At 64.5% G+C, this 18,943-nt stretch carries 15 protein-coding genes and 1 tRNA gene; 8 read left to right on the top strand and 8 right to left on the bottom strand.

What is annotated here, in order from left to right; genetic code table 11:
• From AX284_RS10215 to AX284_RS10230, 4 genes are read right to left on the bottom strand one after another with little or no spacing between them, the layout of a single operon-like run.
• On the bottom strand, window positions 1-1,500 hold the full coding sequence (locus AX284_RS10215) for a CoA-acylating methylmalonate-semialdehyde dehydrogenase (protein WP_068385098.1): 1,500 nt from the start codon (window positions 1,498-1,500) through the stop codon (window positions 1-3).
• A gap of 48 nt (window positions 1,501-1,548) precedes the next feature.
• Complete coding sequence (gene iolB / locus AX284_RS10220) at window positions 1,549-2,364, bottom strand: 5-deoxy-glucuronate isomerase (protein ID WP_068385101.1); 816 nt, start codon at window positions 2,362-2,364, stop codon at window positions 1,549-1,551.
• Window positions 2,365-2,376: 12 nt separating this feature from the next.
• Complete coding sequence (gene iolE / locus AX284_RS10225) at window positions 2,377-3,279, bottom strand: myo-inosose-2 dehydratase (protein ID WP_068385104.1); 903 nt, start codon at window positions 3,277-3,279, stop codon at window positions 2,377-2,379.
• A gap of 25 nt (window positions 3,280-3,304) precedes the next feature.
• Entirely contained in the window at window positions 3,305-5,242 is a 1,938-nt protein-coding gene (locus AX284_RS10230; RefSeq protein WP_068385108.1) for a bifunctional 5-dehydro-2-deoxygluconokinase/5-dehydro-2-deoxyphosphogluconate aldolase, read from the bottom strand.
• Window positions 5,243-5,474: 232 nt separating this feature from the next.
• Here AX284_RS10230 and AX284_RS10235 point away from each other — a divergent pair, with 232 nt between their 5' ends.
• The 4 genes from AX284_RS10235 to AX284_RS10250 all read left to right on the top strand — a co-directional run bounded on the left by AX284_RS10235 (window position 5,475) and on the right by AX284_RS10250 (window position 9,231).
• A complete protein-coding gene (locus AX284_RS10235; protein WP_007161507.1) occupies window positions 5,475-6,389 on the top strand; it encodes a MurR/RpiR family transcriptional regulator in 915 nt (304 codons plus the stop codon).
• A 302-nt stretch (window positions 6,390-6,691) separates the two neighbouring features.
• Window positions 6,692-8,101: a sugar porter family MFS transporter gene (locus tag AX284_RS10240; RefSeq protein ID WP_017641138.1), complete on the top strand. Its 1,410-nt coding sequence runs from the start codon at window positions 6,692-6,694 to the stop codon at window positions 8,099-8,101.
• A 51-nt stretch (window positions 8,102-8,152) separates the two neighbouring features.
• Complete coding sequence (locus AX284_RS10245; RefSeq protein WP_064309345.1) at window positions 8,153-9,058, top strand: sugar phosphate isomerase/epimerase family protein; 906 nt, start codon at window positions 8,153-8,155, stop codon at window positions 9,056-9,058.
• Between the two features lie 96 nt (window positions 9,059-9,154).
• Window positions 9,155-9,231, top strand: a tRNA-Met gene (locus tag AX284_RS10250).
• Window positions 9,232-9,417: 186 nt separating this feature from the next.
• Here AX284_RS10250 and otsA read toward each other — a convergent pair.
• Both otsA and otsB read right to left on the bottom strand, forming a co-directional pair.
• A complete protein-coding gene (gene otsA, locus AX284_RS10255; RefSeq protein ID WP_068385111.1) occupies window positions 9,418-10,866 on the bottom strand; it encodes an alpha,alpha-trehalose-phosphate synthase (UDP-forming) in 1,449 nt (482 codons plus the stop codon).
• A 1-nt stretch (window position 10,867) separates the two neighbouring features.
• Complete coding sequence (gene otsB / locus AX284_RS10260) at window positions 10,868-11,626, bottom strand: trehalose-phosphatase (protein ID WP_068385114.1); 759 nt, start codon at window positions 11,624-11,626, stop codon at window positions 10,868-10,870.
• Between the two features lie 127 nt (window positions 11,627-11,753).
• Here otsB and AX284_RS10265 point away from each other — a divergent pair, with 127 nt between their 5' ends.
• On the top strand, window positions 11,754-12,287 hold the full coding sequence (locus tag AX284_RS10265) for a hypothetical protein (protein WP_068385117.1): 534 nt from the start codon (window positions 11,754-11,756) through the stop codon (window positions 12,285-12,287).
• A 14-nt stretch (window positions 12,288-12,301) separates the two neighbouring features.
• Here the strand turns inward: AX284_RS10265 and rimI are convergent, their stop codons facing one another.
• The gene (gene rimI, locus AX284_RS10270; protein WP_017641143.1) at window positions 12,302-12,754 is read right to left on the bottom strand and encodes a ribosomal protein S18-alanine N-acetyltransferase; all 453 of its coding nucleotides are present in this window, start codon (window positions 12,752-12,754) and stop codon (window positions 12,302-12,304) included.
• Window positions 12,751-13,581: an energy transducer TonB gene (locus AX284_RS10275; protein WP_068385120.1), complete on the bottom strand. Its 831-nt coding sequence runs from the start codon at window positions 13,579-13,581 to the stop codon at window positions 12,751-12,753. Before AX284_RS10275 ends, rimI begins: the two co-directional genes overlap by 4 nt.
• Window positions 13,582-13,742: 161 nt before the next feature.
• Between AX284_RS10275 and mksB the strand changes: the two genes are divergently transcribed.
• Genes mksB through mksF form a run of 3 tightly spaced genes read left to right on the top strand, consistent with a single transcriptional unit; the run spans window position 13,743 to window position 18,455 of the window.
• The gene (gene mksB / locus AX284_RS10280; protein WP_068385122.1) at window positions 13,743-15,005 is read left to right on the top strand and encodes an Mks condensin complex protein MksB; all 1,263 of its coding nucleotides are present in this window, start codon (window positions 13,743-13,745) and stop codon (window positions 15,003-15,005) included.
• Window positions 14,995-15,657: an Mks condensin complex protein MksE gene (mksE, locus tag AX284_RS10285; RefSeq protein WP_068385125.1), complete on the top strand. Its 663-nt coding sequence runs from the start codon at window positions 14,995-14,997 to the stop codon at window positions 15,655-15,657. Before mksB ends, mksE begins: the two co-directional genes overlap by 11 nt.
• On the top strand, window positions 15,654-18,455 hold the full coding sequence (gene mksF / locus AX284_RS10290; RefSeq protein WP_068385128.1) for an Mks condensin complex protein MksF: 2,802 nt from the start codon (window positions 15,654-15,656) through the stop codon (window positions 18,453-18,455). Before mksE ends, mksF begins: the two co-directional genes overlap by 4 nt.
• Window positions 18,456-18,943: the final 488 nt, after the last annotated feature.

Here is an 18,943-nt window from a genome sequence, read left to right on the forward strand (position 1 = left end):
TCACTTGGCGGTGGGCATGCTGAATTCGGCGCCCTTGGCGATGCTGTCGGGCCAGCGCTGCATCACGCTCTTGTAGCGGGTGTAGAAGCGCAAGCCTTCCTCGCCATAGGCGTGGTGATCGCCGAACAGCGATCGCTTCCAGCCACCGAAGGAATGCCAGGCCATGGGCACCGGGATGGGTACGTTGATGCCGACCATGCCCACCTTGATGGTGCGGGCGAAGGCGCGGGCGATGCCGCCGTCGCGGGTGAAGCAGGAGACGCCGTTGCCGAATTCGTGGGCGTTGATCAGGGCCACCGCGCTGGCGAAATCCGGCACCCGCACGATGCCCAGTACCGGACCGAAGATCTCTTCCTGGTAAATGGTCATTTCCGGAGTCACGCCATCGAACAGGGTGGCGCCAACGAAGAAGCCGTTTTCGGCGCCGGGCACCTTGAAGTTGCGGCCATCGACCAGCAGCTTGGCACCCTCCTCCACACCTTTCGTGATATAGCCCTCCACCTTGGCCTTGTGCTGCCCGGTCACCAGCGGCCCCATGTCGGCATCGGCTTCCACGCCGTTGCGCACCCGCAGGGCATCGATGCGCGGCAGCAGTTTCTCGATCAGGGCATCGCCCACCTCACCCACCGCCACGGCGATGGAGATGGCCATGCAGCGCTCGCCGGCCGAGCCGAAACCGGCGCCGATCAGGGCGTCGGCGGCCTGGTCCAGGTCGGCGTCGGGCATCACGATCATGTGGTTCTTGGCACCGCCCAGGGCCTGGACGCGCTTGCCGCGGCGGGTGCCTTCCTGGTGGATGTATTCGGCGATGGGAGTGGAGCCGACAAAGGAAATGGCCTCCACGTCCGGATGCTGCAGGAGGGCGTCGACCGCCACCTTGTCACCCTGGACCACGTTGAACACGCCATCGGGCAAGCCGGCCTGCTTGAGCAGCTCGGCCAGCAGCAGGCTGGCGGACGGATCGCGCTCGGAGGGCTTCAGGATGAAGGTATTGCCGGTGGCCAGCGCCATGGGAATCATCCACAGCGGCACCATCACCGGGAAGTTGAAGGGGGTGATGCCGGCGCACACACCCAGCGGCTGGCGCAGGTTCCAGTTGTCGATGCCGCCACCGATGTTATCGCTGTAGCTGGTCTTGGCCAGGTGCGGCGCGCCGCAGGCAAATTCCACCACCTCGATGCCGCGGGTCACCTCGCCCATGGCGTCGGACAGCACCTTGCCGTGCTCGCGGGTGATCAGCGCCGCCAGTTCCTCGTGGTGCTGGTCGAGCAGCTCCTTGAAGCGGAACAGGATGCGCGAACGGCGCAAGGCTGATTGCTCGGACCAGGCAGAAAAGGCCGCCTTGGCCGCCGCGACGGCCTGCCCCACGGTCTGCGCCGTAGCCTGGGCGACCCGTGCCTGAACCACGCCTTCGGCCGGATTGAAGACGTCGCTGAAACGCTCGGCCTGGGCCACGATCTCGCCGTTGATGTAATGCCCGATGACGGGGGTTTCGCTCATGTGCTGCATCCTTGTGTCTGAGCCGCCGTGCGGCTGATAAAGGGGGACTTACCGCTCCAGCAGCCACTCGTGCTGCGGATCGTTGTGGAATTTCCAGACGCGCTTGGGGCCGGCCATCACATTGAGGTAATAGGACTCATAGCCATAGGGCACGCTGACCGGGTGATAGCCGCGCGGTACCAGCACCACGTCGTGGTCTTCCACCGCCATGGCCTGATCCAGGTCGCGCTCGTCGGTGTAGACGCGCTGGAAGATGAACCCCTGCCCCGGATCGATACGGTGGTAGTAGGACTCCTCCAGCAGACTTTCCGAAGGCAGGTTGTCGCGGTCATGGCGATGGGGCGGATAGCTGGAGGAATGCCCGGATGGAGTGCGCACCTCCACCACCAGCAGCGAATGGGCCGCCGCCGTATCCGGCAGGATGTCGCAGACATAACGGGTATTGGCGCCCTTGCCACGGGTGGATCGCTGCATGCTCGCCGGCTCGATCAGCCGCGGTGGCAGCCGGTCTGCCACCGCCGGATTGCCGGGCGAGGTGCAGACGGCCACTTCAGCGGCGCTGTCGGCGGTCACCCGCGCCTCGCTGCCGGGCGGCAGGTAGGCGGCATAGGGCGAGACGTCCTCGAAGACGCTCTGGCGACCGGCCAGTCCGCGCCAGGCGAAGTCGCCCAGTTGCGGATGCCCGCCTTCGATACTGGCGCCGCCGCTGAGCAGCACGATGCAGACTTCCAGGTCACCCGCCACCACCGGCAGGGATTCCCCCGGTTGCAGGCGGTGGGCGGCGAAGCCGACGTAGTCAAGAGCACCGTCCGGGACATTGACGATGTCGCGGGCGCTCCGGTCGGCTTTGACGAGCAGATTCATCGCAGTTCCTCCTCAGGCAGTGGCCTGCGCCACCAGTTGGCGCAGATGGTCGTAGCCTTTCTTGGCGTATTCGTAGGCCGGCGCCACGGCCGGGTCCTGCTCGGCTTCCACCACCAGCCAGCCTGAATAGCCGGCGGCCACCAACACCTTGAGCAGCGCCGAGAAGTCGATGTCGCCATCCCCCGGCACGGTGAAGGTGCCGTTGAGGATGCAGTCCGGAAAGCTCCACTGGTTGTTGCGCGCCAGCTGTACCACGTCCTTGCGCACGTCCTTGAAGTGCACGTGACAGACCCGGTCGATGTGTTGCTGCAGCACGCTCAAGGGATCGCCACCGCCCATGTAGCAGTGACCGGCATCGAACAGCAGGCCGACGTCCGGGGAGGTCAGTGCCAGCAACCGGGCGATGTCCTCGGGCGATTCCACGTAGGCGCCCATGTGGTGGTGATAGGCCAGGCGCACGCCCTGGCTCAGGATGAAGGCGGCCAGCCGATCGAGCTTCTCGGCATAGGCCTGCCAGGCGGCGTCGTTGTGGAAGCGCGGCCGTTCGATCAGCGGCACCCGCTGACTCTGAATCGACCCGGCCACCTCGCCATAGACCAGCACCCTGGCGCCGTTCTCGGCCAACAGCCGGCAGTGTGGGCGGATCGCCTCGATCTCGGCCTCGACACCACGGTGCGCCAGGCCGCTGGAATACCAGCCGGACACCAGCTCCAATCCGTGCTGACCCAGCACCTCGCCCAGGGCCTTGGGCTCGCTGGGAAACTTGCCGCCCAGCTCGAAGCCCTGGAAGCCAATTTCCTTGCCCTCGCGCAGGATGGTCGAAAGCGGGGTGTCACCACCCAGGGCCGGCAGGTCGTCGTTGGCCCAGGAGATGGGATTGATGCCGATCTTGAGTTGTTGTTGTTGTGCAGTCATGTCAGCCCTACTCATTGGATAGCGATCAGGCGCGAGCGGCGCGCCAGGCCTGGATCAGGAATTCGAAGGTGGCGCGCACCTGGGCGATCAGCCCGGCATCGTCGATCTCACCGGCGAGCCAAGCCCGACTCGGTTGGCCGAAGATGGTCCGGCCCACGGCAAAGCCGCGGCAGCGGGTACTGGCACTGGCCTGACGAAAGCCTTCGGCCAGTTCCTCGGCCGGGGCGTTGAGGCCCAGCAGCACTACGCCTTGGCAATGGGGATCGCGTTCGGCGATCAGGGCGTCGAGTTGCTGCCAGACACCGGCCGGCTGGGCCTCAATCTTCCACCAGTCAGGGTAGATGCCCAGGTTGTACAGCCGCTTGATGGCGCGGTAGAGCACGTCGGGCCGGGTGGACGCATGGTTCTTCGGCGGGATGACTTCCAGCAGGAGCTCATGACCGCTGGCCTGGGCCGCCTGGTACAGCCCCCTGAGCTGGGCCTCCTGCTCCAGCCGCAACAGCGGCTCGTCATCGGGGTGGAATTGCACCAGGCACTTGATGATCTGCTCGTCCGGCCAGCTCAGCAGGGTGCTGCCCACCGAGCGGCCGTGCTCGAAGGCCAGCGGCCGCGAATTCTGTAATTCCACCGGGCGGGCCACCCACCAGCCACGGCCGGTGGCGGCATTCAGCGCATCCTGACCGAAGCGCTCGTCGGCCAGCAGCCCGACATCTGCCGCCACGCCCTGGCACGCCAGCGCCTGCTCGACCTCGGCGATGGCCTGGACGAACAACTGCTTGAGTTGGGGAATGCGCGCCGGATCGGCCCCCATCTGCTGGGCGCTTTCCACCAGCTGGTAGCGGTGATCGAAGGCGAAGATGAACAGCGGCTGCCAGACGCGGCGGCGGACGCTGACCCGGTGCAGGCGAGTGAGCACGGGATCGAGGTCCGGCCGGGTGATGGGCACCGGGCTGTGGTGGAGGTAGTCCAGTTCGGCCAGAGTCGGCATGGCCGGGGCGCAGCCATGGCGCGATACCACCAGTCCACCGCAGGCATTGGCCAGCCGGCAGCATTCGGCATCATCGCCACCGGTCAGCCAGCCACGCAGGAAGCCGGACATGAAGGCATCGCCCGCCCCCAGCACATTGAGCACCTCGACGCGGATGCCGCGATGGATCTCGCCCTCCTCGAGACGCGCCGGGATGGCGCCGTGGAGCACCGTGCAGCCCTGGGCGCCGAGCTTGACCACCAGGGTCGCCGCGGTCACCTCGCGCACCCGGCGCAGGGCGGTGAGCAGGTCTTCGCTGCCCCCGGCGATCTGGAATTCCTCTTCGGTGCCCACCACCAGGTCGAAGCGCGGCAGGATGCGCTGCACATGGGCGCTGACCTCGGCGCTGGCGATGAAGCGGGTCTCGCCATCGGCCTTGCCGGTCAGCCCCCAGAGCACGGGGCGGTAATCGATGTCCAGCACCCGCTTCACGCCATTGCGCTCGGCGTAGTCCAGCGCCCGGCTGCTGGCCTGGAACACGCCCTCGGTGGAGAAGTGGGTACCGGTGATCAACAGCGCCTTGCTGCTGGCGATGAAGGCCTCGTCGATGTCGTCCACGCCCAGCGCCATATCGGCGCAATTCTCGCGATAGAACACCAGGGGAAAGGTCTCGCGGTCCTTGATGCCCAGCAGCACCATGGCGGTCAGGCGCTCGCGATCCACCCGAACGCCGCGAGTGTCGCAGCCTTCACGCGCCAGGGTCTGGGTCAGGAAACGGCCCATATGGTCATCGCCGACCCGGGTCAGCATCGCCGACTTCAGCCCCAGGCGCGCAGTGCCGAAGGCGATGTTGGCGGAGGACCCGCCCAGGTACTTGGCGAAGCTGCTGACGTCTTCCAGTGGCGCGCCGATCTGCTGCGCATAGAGGTCGACGCCCAGCCGCCCGAGGCAGATCACGTCGAACTGGCGTCCACTGGCGAAGAAATTGTCACCCATTGGTGGCTCCTGCTTATTGTTATCGGCCGACCGTTCGTACCCGAGGGCCGAATACGTTTTGAAGTGAGCTCAGGCTAGAACGCCGCCACCAACAAATCAACAAAAATTCCACATGAGTATTTATGGAATTTAATTTCCATATCCGGAAGACGCCTGGACCGGTACCCGACTTCGACGCCACCCGCCGAATGGGTTAAGTTGCCGACATAAGAATCCCACCGTGAGATTGCCCATGCCCTCTGATTCCCTGGCCGACGACGTTACCAGCAGCGCTCCGCTGGCCGATCCGCCTGGCAATGTCGAGCAACTGCTGGCCTGTATCACCCGCGATTACGACGCCCTGCCACGCCAGCTCAAGCGCGTTGCGGCCTATGTCAGCCAGCAGAGCGACAGGGTCATGGTCGATCGCATCAGCGACATTGCCAGCCAGTGCGAAGTCCATCCTTCAGCCATCGTGCGCTTCTCCCAGCGCTTCGGTTTCAAGGGCTTCAGCGAAATGCAGGCACTGTTTCGCGAGGCCTACACCCACAAGACCACGCCGGTGCAGAACTACCAGCAGCGCATCCGCAACATGATCGCCAACAAGAGCCAGCGGGCCAGCAGCGGCGATCTGGCTCGCGAGTGCATCAACGCCACCCGCTCAGGCCTGGATCGACTGGCCGAAGAACTGGACGACGCCGCCTTCGCCAAGGCCGTCGACCTGCTGGTGAATGCCGAGAACATCTATGTGGTGGGGGTGCGGCGCTCCTTCGCCGTAGCCGATTACCTGGTCTACAACCTGCAGCACACCAACAAGCGCATCCACCTCATCACCGGGCTGGGCGGCGGCTATCGCGAGCAGATGCGCAGCATCGCCCAGGGCGACCTGCTGATCGCCATCAGCTTCAGCCCCTATGGCAAGGAAAGTCAGCAATGCGTGCGCATTGCCCAGCACCACAAGGCCAAGACGCTGATCATCACCGACAGCAACCTCTCGCCCCTGGCCAAGCGCGCCAGCGCGCTGCTACTGGTCAATGAAGGCAGCGCCTTCGCCTTCCGATCGTTGAGTGCCACCCTGTGCCTTTGTCAGGCGCTGTTCCTGGCCCTTGGCTATCGCCTGGAATTGAAGATGGATGAGATTCAGCTGACTCAGGAAGAAGACGACTAGCTTGATAAGGGCGGGCCAGAGCAGACCTTCCGCTCTCGAAGAAGCCTCGTCCATTTTTTAGAAAATATTTTCTAAAAGGATATAAACGATATTTTAATTGCATGAGCGAAGACCTGTGCCTAGGATGAGGCCAAGCCTTTCGATGGCCGATCACTCCCGCGCCTCGGTCGACAAGAACAACAAGGAGTCCTCATGCCCATGCCCCCTCACTGCACGCTGTCAGTCCAAGCCCTTCCGCTCGGTCGGCCGCCCTCAGCTCTCGCCTAGTCCCCCTCTTTTCACGACTCGTCGAGGCTCTTTCCATGGAAACCAGCAAGATCGCTCTGGCCGGCACCGCATCGCCCGCCGGTGCCACCCCCAGTAGTCGCAAACTCCAGGTCATCACCACCATAGCCACCTTTGGCGGCCTGCTGTTCGGCTACGATACCGGCGTCATCAACGGCGCCCTGCCCTTCATCAAGAACGACCTGCACCTGACCCCGCTCACCGAAAGCCTAGTGGTCTCCTCACTGGTATTCGGCGCAGCCCTGGGCTCGATCGTCAGCGGACGTTTTTCCGACGCCCATGGCCGCCGGCGCATCATTCTGCTGCTCTCGTTCATCTTCATGCTGGGCACCCTGGGCTGCACCTTCGCGCCCAATACCGCCACGATGGTGCTCGCCCGCTTCGTGCTTGGTCTTGCCGTGGGCGGCGCCTCGGTCACCGTGCCGGTCTACCTGGCCGAGATGGCTCCCAAGCATTTACGCGGGCAGCTGGTTACCCGTCAGGAGCTGATGATCGTCACCGGTCAGTTGCTGGCCTTCACCAACAACGCCCTGATCGCCAATTTCTACGACGGCGACCACACCTGGCGCTGGATGCTGGTGATCGCCACCCTTCCCGCCATCGTGTTGTGGATCGGCATGCTCAGCGTGCCGGAGAGCCCACGCTGGCTGGCCTCCAAGGGACGCTTCGGCGAGATGTTGCGCACCCTGCGCCAGATTCGCGAGGAGCACCACGCTCAAGCTGAAGCTCGTGAAGTTCGCCAGCAGGCCGAAGACGACGCCCGCCAGGGTGAAGGTGGCTGGGCCGACCTCAAGACCCCCTGGATCCGCCGCGTCTTTCTCATCGGCCTGGGCATCGCCGTCACCCAGCAGATCACCGGGGTCAACTCCATCATGTACTACGGCACCCAGATCCTCACCGATTCCGGATTCGCAACGAAGGGCGCTCTGATCGCCAACGTCGCCAATGGCGCCATCTCGGTGGTGGCCACCTTCGTCGGCATCTGGTTGTTGGGCCGGGTCAACCGCCGCCCCATGCTGCTGATCGGTCTGCTCGGTACCACCACCTCGCTGCTGCTGATCGGAGTGCTGTCCCTGATCCTCGAGCCGGGCCTTACCCGCGGCTTCGCCATTCTCTCCCTGACCGTGGCTTTTCTGGCTTTCCAGCAAGGCGCCATCTCGCCAGTGACCTGGCTGATGCTGGCGGAGATCTTCCCCATGCGCATCCGCGGCTTCGCCTTGGGCATGTCCGGCTTCGTACTGTGGCTGGTCAACTTCCTGGTGGGTTTCTTCTTCCTGCAACTGGTGGCCTGGTTCAGCATCTCCACCACCTTCTTCCTGTTCTTCGCGCTAGGACTGGTGGCCTTGACCTTCGTGTTCCGCTACCTGCCAGAGACCCGCGGCCACTCGTTGGAATCCCTCGAACGCTACTTCCGCAAGCTGGGCTGATGCCACTGCTCGCCATTCACCTTCAAGATCATCGTATCCAGGAGTCATGCCATGAAGATCGCCATTGATCCCTACATGTATCGCAACCTGAGCCTCGCGGAGACCTGTCGGCGGGTAGCGGAGTCCGGCTTCGAATATCTGGAGCTCTCGCCGAGGGAAGACTTCCTACCCTGGTGGAAGCGTCCGCGAGCACATTCGGAGCGCATCGCCGAACTCAAAAAAGCGCTCAAGGACCATGGTCTGCAGGTCGCCTCGCTACTGCCCATGTACCGCTGGGCCAGTCCCCACGAGGACGAACGCCAGGCCGCAGTCAATTACTGGAAGGAAGCCATCCAGGTAGCGGTGGAGCTAGGCTGCGACACCATGAATTCCGAATTCGGTCGTGGTCCCTCGCCCGAGCGCGGTCACAAGATCAGTTGCTGTGGCGGCAGCCATAGTCATGAGTCCAGCGAAGCGGCCTGGTGGCGCTCGATGGAAGAGCTGGTCCCGATCTTCGAGCGCGAAGGCATCACCCTGAACATGGAGCCGCATCCGGAAGACTGGTGCGAGACGTTGCATCCGGCCATCGACATGCTCAAAAGCATCGGGTCCGCCAACGTCAAATTTCTTTATTGCGCGCCCCACACCTTCTACTTCGGCGACGACATGGCCCAGATGATCGCGGATGCCGGCTCGCTGATCGGCCACGTGCACATTGCCGATACCTGGAACCACAAGGCTTCCTCAGGCCTGCGCTATATCGTCAATCCGCCAGGTGCCCAGGTAAGCGTGCATCAGCATATGAACATGTACCAGGGCGAGATCGACTGGGACCTGTTCTTTTCCTCGCTGGCCAAGGTGGGTTTCGACGGCATCGTCACGTCCTGTGTGTTCGGCTGGGAAGAACGCGCCGATGAGTCGGGGCGCTTCATGCGTCAGGAGATTCAGAAGTACGTAGACAAGCATTGGTTACGCTGAGACAGCGCCGCGCAAACGCTTGATCGACAAACAGAAATTTCTTGAGCAGAAGGCTTGACAGCCACCGGCGCCTTGCCAATAATGCGCGCCTCGGATGGCTACGTAGCTCAGCTGGTTAGAGCATAGCATTCATAATGCTGGGGTCCGGGGTTCAAGTCCCTGCGTAGCCACCACCTATTTCCAAGGGTCAGCGTAAGCTGGCCCTTTTTTATTGCCCACGAAAAAGTCCACCGTGGCACCGCTTTTAGTCCCCTCTCCCTCCGGGAGAGGGCCAGGGTGAGGGGCCTTTCACTCCGGACCTCAGCCTCGCCCCATGAAAAAGCCCGACCTAAGCCGGGCTCAATCGCACCGCGAAAAGCTTACAGGGCGACCTTCTGCTTGCTGTCGACCTCTTCGCTAGCCGCGTCCTTGGTCTCGATGGACTGCACCAGCGCCTTGGAGCTGAAGGCGCGGAGGTCGCGCAGGAAGTTGTCGCGCCAGGAGGCCAGATCCGCCTTGCGAATCACCCGCATCATGTCTTCGTAGCGCGACTTGCGCTCTTCCAGCGGCATGCGCAGCGCCCGGTCCAGTGCCTCGGCCATGCCGACATGGTCATAGGGGTTCACGATGAGCGCGGAATTGAGCTCGCGCGCCGCGCCAGCGAAGCGCGACAGTACCAGCACGCCGGGATTCTCCGGATCCTGGGCCGCCACGTACTCCTTGGCCACCAGGTTCATGCCATCTCGCAGCGGGGTCACCAGACCCACGTCGGAAGAACGGAACAACCCCATCACCGTGCGCCGGTCATAACTCTTGTTCAGGTAGCGGATCGGTGTCCAGTCCAGCTCGGAGAAGTGGCCGTTGATATGGCCGGCATGGCTTTCCAGTTGGCGGCGGATGTTCTGGTAGGAGACCACGTCCGCCCGCGACGAGGGCGCGATCTGCACGAACTGCACCGCCCGATGATGCTCGGGGAAATGCTCCAGCAGCTTTTCGAACGCCTGGAAGCGCTCCACCAGACCTTTGGAGTAGTCGAGCCGGTCGACGCTGACGATGGTCTTGTAGGGCACACCCTCGATGCTGCGCGAGATGAACTGGCGCCGCGTGCGATAGGACTCGGCCTGCTTCTGGATGACGTCCGGCATCACGCCGATGGGATAGACGCCCACGCGGAAGTTGTGGCCATATGCGGTCAGACTGCCATCCTTTTCCAGCACGCCGCGTACTTCGCGGGTGATGTAGTCCTGGAAGGCCAGCTGGTCGGTATCGGTCTGGAAGCCGATCAGGTCATAGAAACACAGGGTCTTGAGCAATTCGTTGTGCGGCGGAATCGCAGTGAGGATTTCCGGCGCCGGGAAAGGAATGTGCAGGAAGAACCCGATACGGTTGCGAATGCCCAGCATGCGGCAGGCTTCGGCGAAGGGAATCAGGTGGTAATCGTGCACCCAGATGATGTCATCGGGCTTGAGCAAGGGTTTCAGGCGCTCGGCCATGGCCATGTTGACGCGTCGATAGCCGTCGTACTCTTCGCGGTTGTAGCGCGCCAGATCGATCCGGTAATGGAAGATCGGCCAGAGGGTGGCGTTGGAAAAACCGCGGTAGTAGTGGTCGTAGTCACGCTTGGTCAGGCCGAAGGTTACGTAGTCGATATTGTCCTTGGTCTGGGTCTTGGCCGGCCCGTTTTCCTTGACCGTCTCGCCGTTCCAGCCGAACCAGATGCCACCCGACTTGCGCAGGGCGTCCAGCACGCCCACCGCCAGACCACCCGCGGTCGCCTTACCTTCTTCGATCGGGGCGACCCGATTCGATACCACCACTAAACGGCTCATCCTAATCTCCTTGCTTATAATGTGGCGCGAGGTCGCGGCTCAGCTGTTGCAGCCAGAGGGCTACCGCTTGGACCGAAGGCAGGCGGGTCTTGGCGACCGTCTCCCCCTCCCCCACCTTGACGGTCAGACCGCCTCGCGCATTGACGACAGCGAACCCCTCTTCATCGGTGCGATCATCACCGAGAAACACCGGCAGGCAGCCGGCAAAGGGTTCCAGTTCGAGAAAACGGGCGATGGCTTCGCCCTTGCTCGCCGCAGCGGGCTTGAGTTCGAAGACGCACTTGCCCGGCTGCAACTTGAATTCGGGATGGTCGGCCGCGATGCCTTCGGCCAGTTCGCGTACCAGGGCTTCCTTGTCCGGCGCCTGGCGATAGTGCAGGGCGAAGGCCACGCTCTTGCGTTCGAGCAGCAGGTCCGGATGTTCGGCCAGGGCCGCTTCTAGACGGGCACCGACTTGCGCCAGCATCTCAGCGTCCAGGGTCACCCGATGGGTCTTGCCTTGGGGATCGCGCCATTCGGCGCCATGCACCCCAGCCGCGGCCAGCCGCAGCGGCGCCGTGAAGCCATCAATCTCGGACAGCGGGCGCCCGGAAACCACGGCGACGCCATGGTAGCGCGCCAGCTGTTCGAGGGCGGCGAGGGTTTCGGCGGGAATGAAAACCTGTTCCGGACGTGGCTGCAATTCTGCCAGGGTGCCATCCAGATCGAAGAAGAAGGCCAGTGGCTGGCCCGATGAGGTGAGGCTGTCGAGGTCGATCATGGAAGGTACGACTGCCGGGTCACCGTATGGTTCGTTCACACCTTCCGGCGGTGCCGAGGAATTCCCCTTGCCGACGCGTAGTCGGATTCAGGGAGATGCTCTAGCAGCCCTGCCTTTGGAGACCACCATGAACAAGCCCGACATCACCAAGACCCCCGAAGAGATCGATGACATCCAGGACCGCATGGGCGACATGCGCGAACTCGACTTCAGCGAGCGTAAGGACGAGCGCGGTGGTCGCATCGGCGACGAAATGGACGAGCGCGACTATGAAGGCCAATTCCCCGAGGAGCGCGTGCGCCAGGCCGGCATGACCGGTGGCGAAACCCTGGATCATCAACCGACCATGGACGACGCCAGTCCGGAAACCCTGCTGGACGAGACCGGCGCCCGTTCGCCGACCGACTACGGCGATGCCTGGCCCAATGACAAGGAGCTGAGCGTGGTCGAAGACACGGACATCGGCGGCGGCTCGGGCCAGGACGAAGCCGAATTGGGTCGCAGCCATCCCCTGGACGGCCAGGCGTGGGACGGCGAGGCCGACGAGCCCAACGAAGCCGAAACCCAACGGGACGCCCGCTACGCCGATCTGGACGCCAACGACGAAGACCTCGCCGGTGACACCAGTCTGGATCTGGACGAAAAACGCGCCGATCACTAAAAACCGCTGACGGCCTAGTCGAGCAGCGTACAGGCCATCACCAGCGCATCTTCCCGGCCGCCGACCGCGGGATAATAGTCCCGCCGGCGGCCGATCTCGTTGAAGCCATAGCGTTCGTACAGCCGGTAGGCCGACTGATTGCTGGCGCGCACCTCCAGAAAGCACTCGTTGGCCTTGGCCTTGCGCGCTTCCTGCAGCAGATGCTCCAGCAGGCGCAGACCGAGACCGCGCCCCTGGCTTTCCGGCTTGATGGTGATATTGAGCAGATGAGCTTCGTCGAGAATGACGTTGATCACTCCATGCCCCACCTGCTGCTCGCCGGCCGTCATCACCCAGCAGTCGTAGGACTTGAGCGCATCCAGGAAGATGCCGCGGGTCCAGGGGTGGCTGAAGGCCTGATATTCGATCTTCAATACCGTGTTCAGATCGGCTTCGGTCATCCGCCGAAAGCTCACCGCATCGTTCATTGCTGTTCCATCCAGCGGCGCCGCTGCGGGCGCATGGCTTGCCAGAGCCTGGCCTTGGCAGCCGGCTCTTCCATCAAGATATCCAGCCCTGGCACCAGCCAGGCCGGTCCCAGGGCGGTGTCCTGTTCCACACCGGTGAGCTGCGCATCCTCGACGCCACCGCAGCGCCGCGCCGCGCCGCCGATCAGCCAGAGCCCCAGGCCCTCGCCCAGGCGCTCCTGGTGCCCCGAGACGAAGCTCTGCACGAATTCGCAGGCCGCGGCCGGCCCCTGGTCGAGTTGACCGCTGTTGAGCAGCGGCCAGCGAATGGGTTCTTCGCTGACGATCCGTGGCGTATCCGGCAGGCCAGCAGCGCGCAGCAGATCCCGCAGCAACAGATAGGCAGGATCGCGCGAACCCAGAGTATCGCCAGTGGGCAATTCCAGCAGCAACAGGCAACGCCCGGCCTGCAACAGCTGCAAGGCGAAGCGCGGCGCCGGCTCGCGCAGTGGTGGAGACGCGCGCTCCGGCTCCGCCTCGACCACCGTGGCCGCAGCCGGCTTTATTGCGCTGGGTCGCGGGATCTCGATGCGCGGACGATTCGCCGTCGGCGCCTCGACTACTGCAGCGGCTGGCGCAGCCTTGGCTACCGGCTCCGGGCGTACCACCCGGGCGGCGACGGGCGCCTGCTCCGGTTCCTCGACCCACAGGGCTTCCGGCCGCGAAGGCGCCGCGAAGGGCAATACCGTACGCGGCACCCAGACATCCAGCTGCAGCGCCTGCAGATAGGCGCGACGACGCGCCTCGGCGGCAAGCGAGGGGCTGGTGGAAGGGACGGGGTCGGACATGGGCGGATCCTTCGGACACGCGGCGGGATTATGCGGGGCGGCATTGTCGCCCGGATCGTCCCGGATCGAAAGGCCGCCCTGCCCATCGGTCCCACCGCGGTCACATCGAAGGCTCTGGCGTCTGGAGTACAATGGCGCTTTTGTCTGGTGCGGTCCCCGCCATGATCGACCCCAAACGCGTCCTGCGTACCCTTGCCGAACACTGGCACCTCATCGACCCGCTGTGCACCCACTTCGACAGCGGTACCCTGGGCCTGGCCGAACTGCGCGCCCGCCTCGCCGAGCAGTTGCCCGAGCGCACGCCGGCCGACCTGACGGCCCTGCTGGACACCTGGATCCGCCTCGACATCCTGGTGCCGGTGGCCAAGAGCCCCAACCGCTTCGAACTCAATGGCCAGATCCACGACTTCCTCGGCTACCTCAGGCGCGAACACCGCTTGGGCCTGTGCCTGGAAATCGAGGCCTACCTGCGCCACCTGGAACGCCTCGCCGGCCACATCCGCGAAGCCTTCGACAACCGCGACGGCCCCGATCTCGTTCGCCAGCTGCGCCTGCTGGACATGCGCGTGCGCGACGTCCTCAAGAAGCTCGCCAACGATGGCCATGCCCTGGAAGGCGTCGCCGAACGCGCCAAGACCAGCGACCGCCAGATTCCCCTGCGCCAACGCTATGCCGAGGTGCTGGCCACCTGGGACGAATACGTCGAGCCGATGATCCAGCTGGTGGCCGCCGACGGCGCCTTCGAACGCGGCGTGCATCGCGTCGAGCAGGTCCTCCTGCACCTGCTGGGTGAACAGCAGCGCTTAGGCCACCTGGTCGACGACGACCTGCTGCTGCGCACCCAGGCGCGCATCCTGGAGATGCACAACGCTGCCCAGCTGGCCCTGAGACGCGCCCGCGAACTGCTCTTGCCGCTGCGCGAAGAGGCACGCCGGCACAACGCCGTGACCCGCGGCGCCGCCCTGGCCCTGGCCACCATTCGCCGCAAGGGTCTCGACGCCGTGCCCCAGGCCGCCTTGCCGCTGTTCAGCCGGCCACAGAGCGTCTTCCTCGGCACCACCGCCCAGGTGGAAAGCTATGTCTACGCACTGGCCCGCTTCGAGCCCAAGCCGGCGCGCTTCCCCAGCCAGACCAGTCGCCCGCGTGACAGCGAACGCCCGGCCGCGCCCCGTACCGCCCGCGAGATGCTCGATCTCTGCCAGGACGCCCTGCCGCTGCCCGACCTCATGGCCTGGCTGCTGGAACAGGAGCCGGCCGGCGACACCGACGAGCTGCTCTACTGGTTCTCGCGCCTGTCCCGGGATACGCGCTTCCAGCGCCAGCGGCTGGATCGGCGCCACTACGACACCCTCGAACACCGCGTCAGCCTATGCTCCTACGCCCTGACCGCCCGATCTCTCGCGAGCGACGCCCATGCAACTTGATCTCAATGAAATGACCCAGCTCGCGCCCATCTTCCGCGAGTTGTTCAAGGGCTATCACCTGTCCCGCAGCGAGCCCGAGAGCTACGCCCAGCTCAGCCAGCTGCAGGACCAGTACCGCGCCCTGTTCCGCGCACTCGGCTTCGAACTGGTCTGCGATCCACGCGGCTTCTACTATTTCGTCCCCGAGCAAATGGGCGCCCAGGTCAACAAGACCGCCCAGCGTCTGGCGCTGTTCACCTTCATCCTGGTCGAGCACCTGGCCGACCAGGGCCGCGACCCCCTGGCCGTGCTCGACGGCGGCACCCTGGGTCGGCACGAGTTGCCGGCGCTGCTGGACAAGTACCGCGATCTCTTCCTGCAGGCCGAGGTGACCACCCAGGAAGAACTGGAGGAAAAGATCCTGCGCCGCCTGACCCAGCTCGGCTTCGCCCTGGACAGCAACGGCACCTACCGCTTCCTGCCGCCCATGCACCGTTTCCTGGATGTCTGCCTGACCGTACAGCAGGACCGCGACCTGGCCGCCGGCCTGCATGCCAGCGACCTGCCGCTGCCGGCTCCGATCCTGGCCAGCGACGAGGAGAGCGCCGACGAGGATGACGAAGAGGCCGCCCTGGCCCGCGCCATCGCCGCAGAACGGGAGTTCGACCTATGATCCGCTACGGCATCAGCCGCTTCGCCCTGCTCAATACCGCCGGCTACAGCCTCGGCCTCTTCCCGCTGGAACAGCCGCTGTCGGTCTATGGCGCCAACAACCTCGGCAAGAGCGCCTCGATCAACGCCCTGCAATTCCCCATCCTGGCGCGGCTCTCCGACATGAGCTTCGGCAAGTACAGCAACGAGCAGTCGCGCAAGTTCTACTTCGCCACCGACACCAGCTACATCCTCATCGAATTGCGCCTGGCCCATGGCCCCCACGTCATCGGCGTGGCCGGTCGCGGTCCGGGGGGCGGCTTCGGTCACCAGTTCTTCGCCTATGCCGGCGAACTTGATCTGGCCCACTACCAGCGCGACGGTGCCTGCCTGCGCCAGCGCGAACTCTTCGCCAGCCTGGAGCGTGCCGGCCTCAAGGCCTACGAGGTCAAACCCGAGGAGTTGCGCCGCCTGCTGGTCGGCGGCCACACCAGCATTCCGCTGGACCTGACCCTGATTCCACTCCGATCCACCAGCGAACAGAGTCTCAAGACCTTCCGCGCCCTGTTCATCAATCTGCTGCACATGCGCGAGATTACCGCCGCCAAGCTCAAGCAGCTGTTTCTCGACGCCTTCGAGCACAGCCTGAGATCCGGCAGCGTCGACTACATCGCCGCCTGCGAGGAAGCCTTCCGCGACGTGCGCCGCATGGAGCAGGACTACCAGTCCCTGGTGGCCGCCGGCCCGCTGGTGGAAGCCCTGGCCAAGGGCGTCGAACAGCGCGATCACCTGAGAGGCAAGCTGCATCGCCTTTCGCCCCTGCTCGACAGTCTGCTCGGCACCTGGCAGCACTACGCGATCGACCATCGCGACGAGCTGCTGGCCCAGACCGAGCACTATCGCCAGGAACAGGACGGCCTGCAGCAGAGCCAGCGTGACGGTACCAGTGAGCTGATGCGTCGCGAGCGCGAGATCAGCAGCCTGCAACGCTGGCTCGCCGACTTGGCCCAGCTCAAGCACCGCTTCGCCCTGGTGGACTCCACCGCACCCTTGGAAGCCCAGCTGCTGGCGGCCAAGGACGCCCACGACGAACTGGCCGGCGCCCTCTCCCAGGCCCGTCAGTTCAGCAGCGAAGACCTCGACCAGCGCGTCCGCGAACTGGAACAGCGCCTCAAGGGTATTCGTCAGCAACTCGATCACGCCGACAATAACAGCTACGCCCGCCTGCGCGAGGAATTCAGCCAAGCCGACGTCGATCGCCTGATGCGGCTGTTCAACGGCCAGTTGTTCAGCCTGCCACTCGGCCCCAAGGGCGTCGAACTGGCCGAAGACGGCAGTTGGGTAAAGACCTTCGAAGGCATCCTGGCACGTTTTCAGGGCGATCACCTCGAACTGCCGGGCCTGTCCCTCGACCTTTCGGGGATCGAGCCGCCCACCCTGCAGGCCCTGGCCGACCGTGCCGCCTTGCGCGACCAGAAAGATCGCCTGGAGCGCGAACTCAAGCAACTCAAGGCCCAGCAGGGCGTCAGCCTTGACCGCCAGGCCAGCAAGGCCCAGGCCGAAGCCCTCTACCAGCAGGTCCTGGATGCCCAGAAGGCCCTGGAAGATTTCCGCCGCTGCCAGACCCTCGGCACCGAAGAAAACGAAAAACTCGAACAGCTGGCCCAGCTGGAAGCCGCCCAGGACGAACTGAGGCGCGCTGGTGACGCCTTCACCGAACGCGTCCAGCAACTCTCTGCCAAGCTGCAGCTGATCGGCCGCCAGCTGGCCGACCTGGAAGCCAAGGACCGCACCCTGGCCGACGCCCTGCGCCGCCGGCAGCTGCTGCCCACCGACCTGCCCCAGGGCAGGCCCTTCATGGAAGCGGTGGACGATTCCCTGGAGAACCTGCTGCCGCTGCTCAACGACTACCAGGACACCTGGCAGGCCCTGCAGCGCGCGGACACCCAGATCGAGGCGCTCTATGCCCAGGTCCGCCTCAAGGGTGTCGCCAAGTTCGATAACGAGGAAGACCCCGAGCGTCGCCTGCAGCTGCTGGTCAATGCCTATGCCCATCGCCAGGACGAAGCCCTGACCCTGGCCAAGGCCCGCCGCGCCGCCGTCACCGATATCGCCCGCACCCTGAGAAACATCCGCAGCGACTACGACAACCTGGAACACCAGCTGCAGCTGTTCAACCGCGAGATCAACCGCAAGCAGGTCTCCAACCTGGAAAGCTTCCGCATTGTCCTGGCGCCCAATAAGGAAGCGCTCAAGCACATCGACCAGATCATCCACAGCGCGGGTCAGTACGAGGAAGGCGAGACCCTCTCGGTGTTCGATCTCACCCAGGACAGCAGCCAGGACCAGAAGAACGAGGACGCCAAGGAATACCTGGCACGCCTGGTGGCCGCCAACGGCAACCAGCTCGGCCTCAAGGACCTCTTCGAGTTGGCCTTCGAGATCACCAAGCAGGGCGGCCAGCCGATCCTGCACACCGACATCGACGGCGCCGCGTCCAATGGCACCACCATGACCATCAAGGCGCTGACCAACATGTACCTGTTGCTGCACCTGATGGACCGGGAGCAGGCCGCCAAGATCCGCTTGCCCTACTACCTGGACGAAGCCGCCGACATCGACGAACGCAACCAGCAGGCCCTGATCGAGACCAGCCAGCAACTGGGCTTCGTGCCCATCCTGGCCAGCGTCAAACCCCAGGTCAGCGCCCAGGTTGCCATCGACCTCGAAGGTGGCAGCGGCCCCGGCGGTATCTACATCGACGAAGCCGACTGGAAGTACATTGTCAAACGCGACCTGGCCTTGCCCGACCCCGCCTGAGTCCTTCCAGAACGCAAAAAGCCCGGCACACGCCGGGCTTTTTCTTGCTCGCGTAACGCTGTCGTAGGTTGGGCTGAGCCTAGCGAAGCCCAATATCCGGAAGCCAACCTCGCCCCCTCAACGCCCCGCCGCAGCTCGCTTGATCCCTGCAGCAGACCTGATCGTTGGGCTTCGCTGCGCTCAGCGCCAACCTACACCGGCCCCTTGCCGCGCTTTAAACACGACAGCCCGGCGCAGCCGGGCTGTCGGTGCTCTTGCAGACCTCAAGCCGCACCTTGGCGGTCAGGTAGCCCTCAAGATCCCAGCCGCACCGCCCCCGTCCCCTCTCCCCCCGGGAGAGGGCTAGGGTGAGGGCAACCCCAAGCACCCTGGCGTCCGACCAGATTTTTCCCGCCTCAAAGACAACACCCCCGCCAGAGTGAACTGAGCGGGGGTGCTGGGTGTTAGGCGCTTGACGATGACCTACTCTCACATGGGGAAACCCCACA

This window comes from Pseudomonas sp. HUK17 (genome assembly GCF_001566765.1).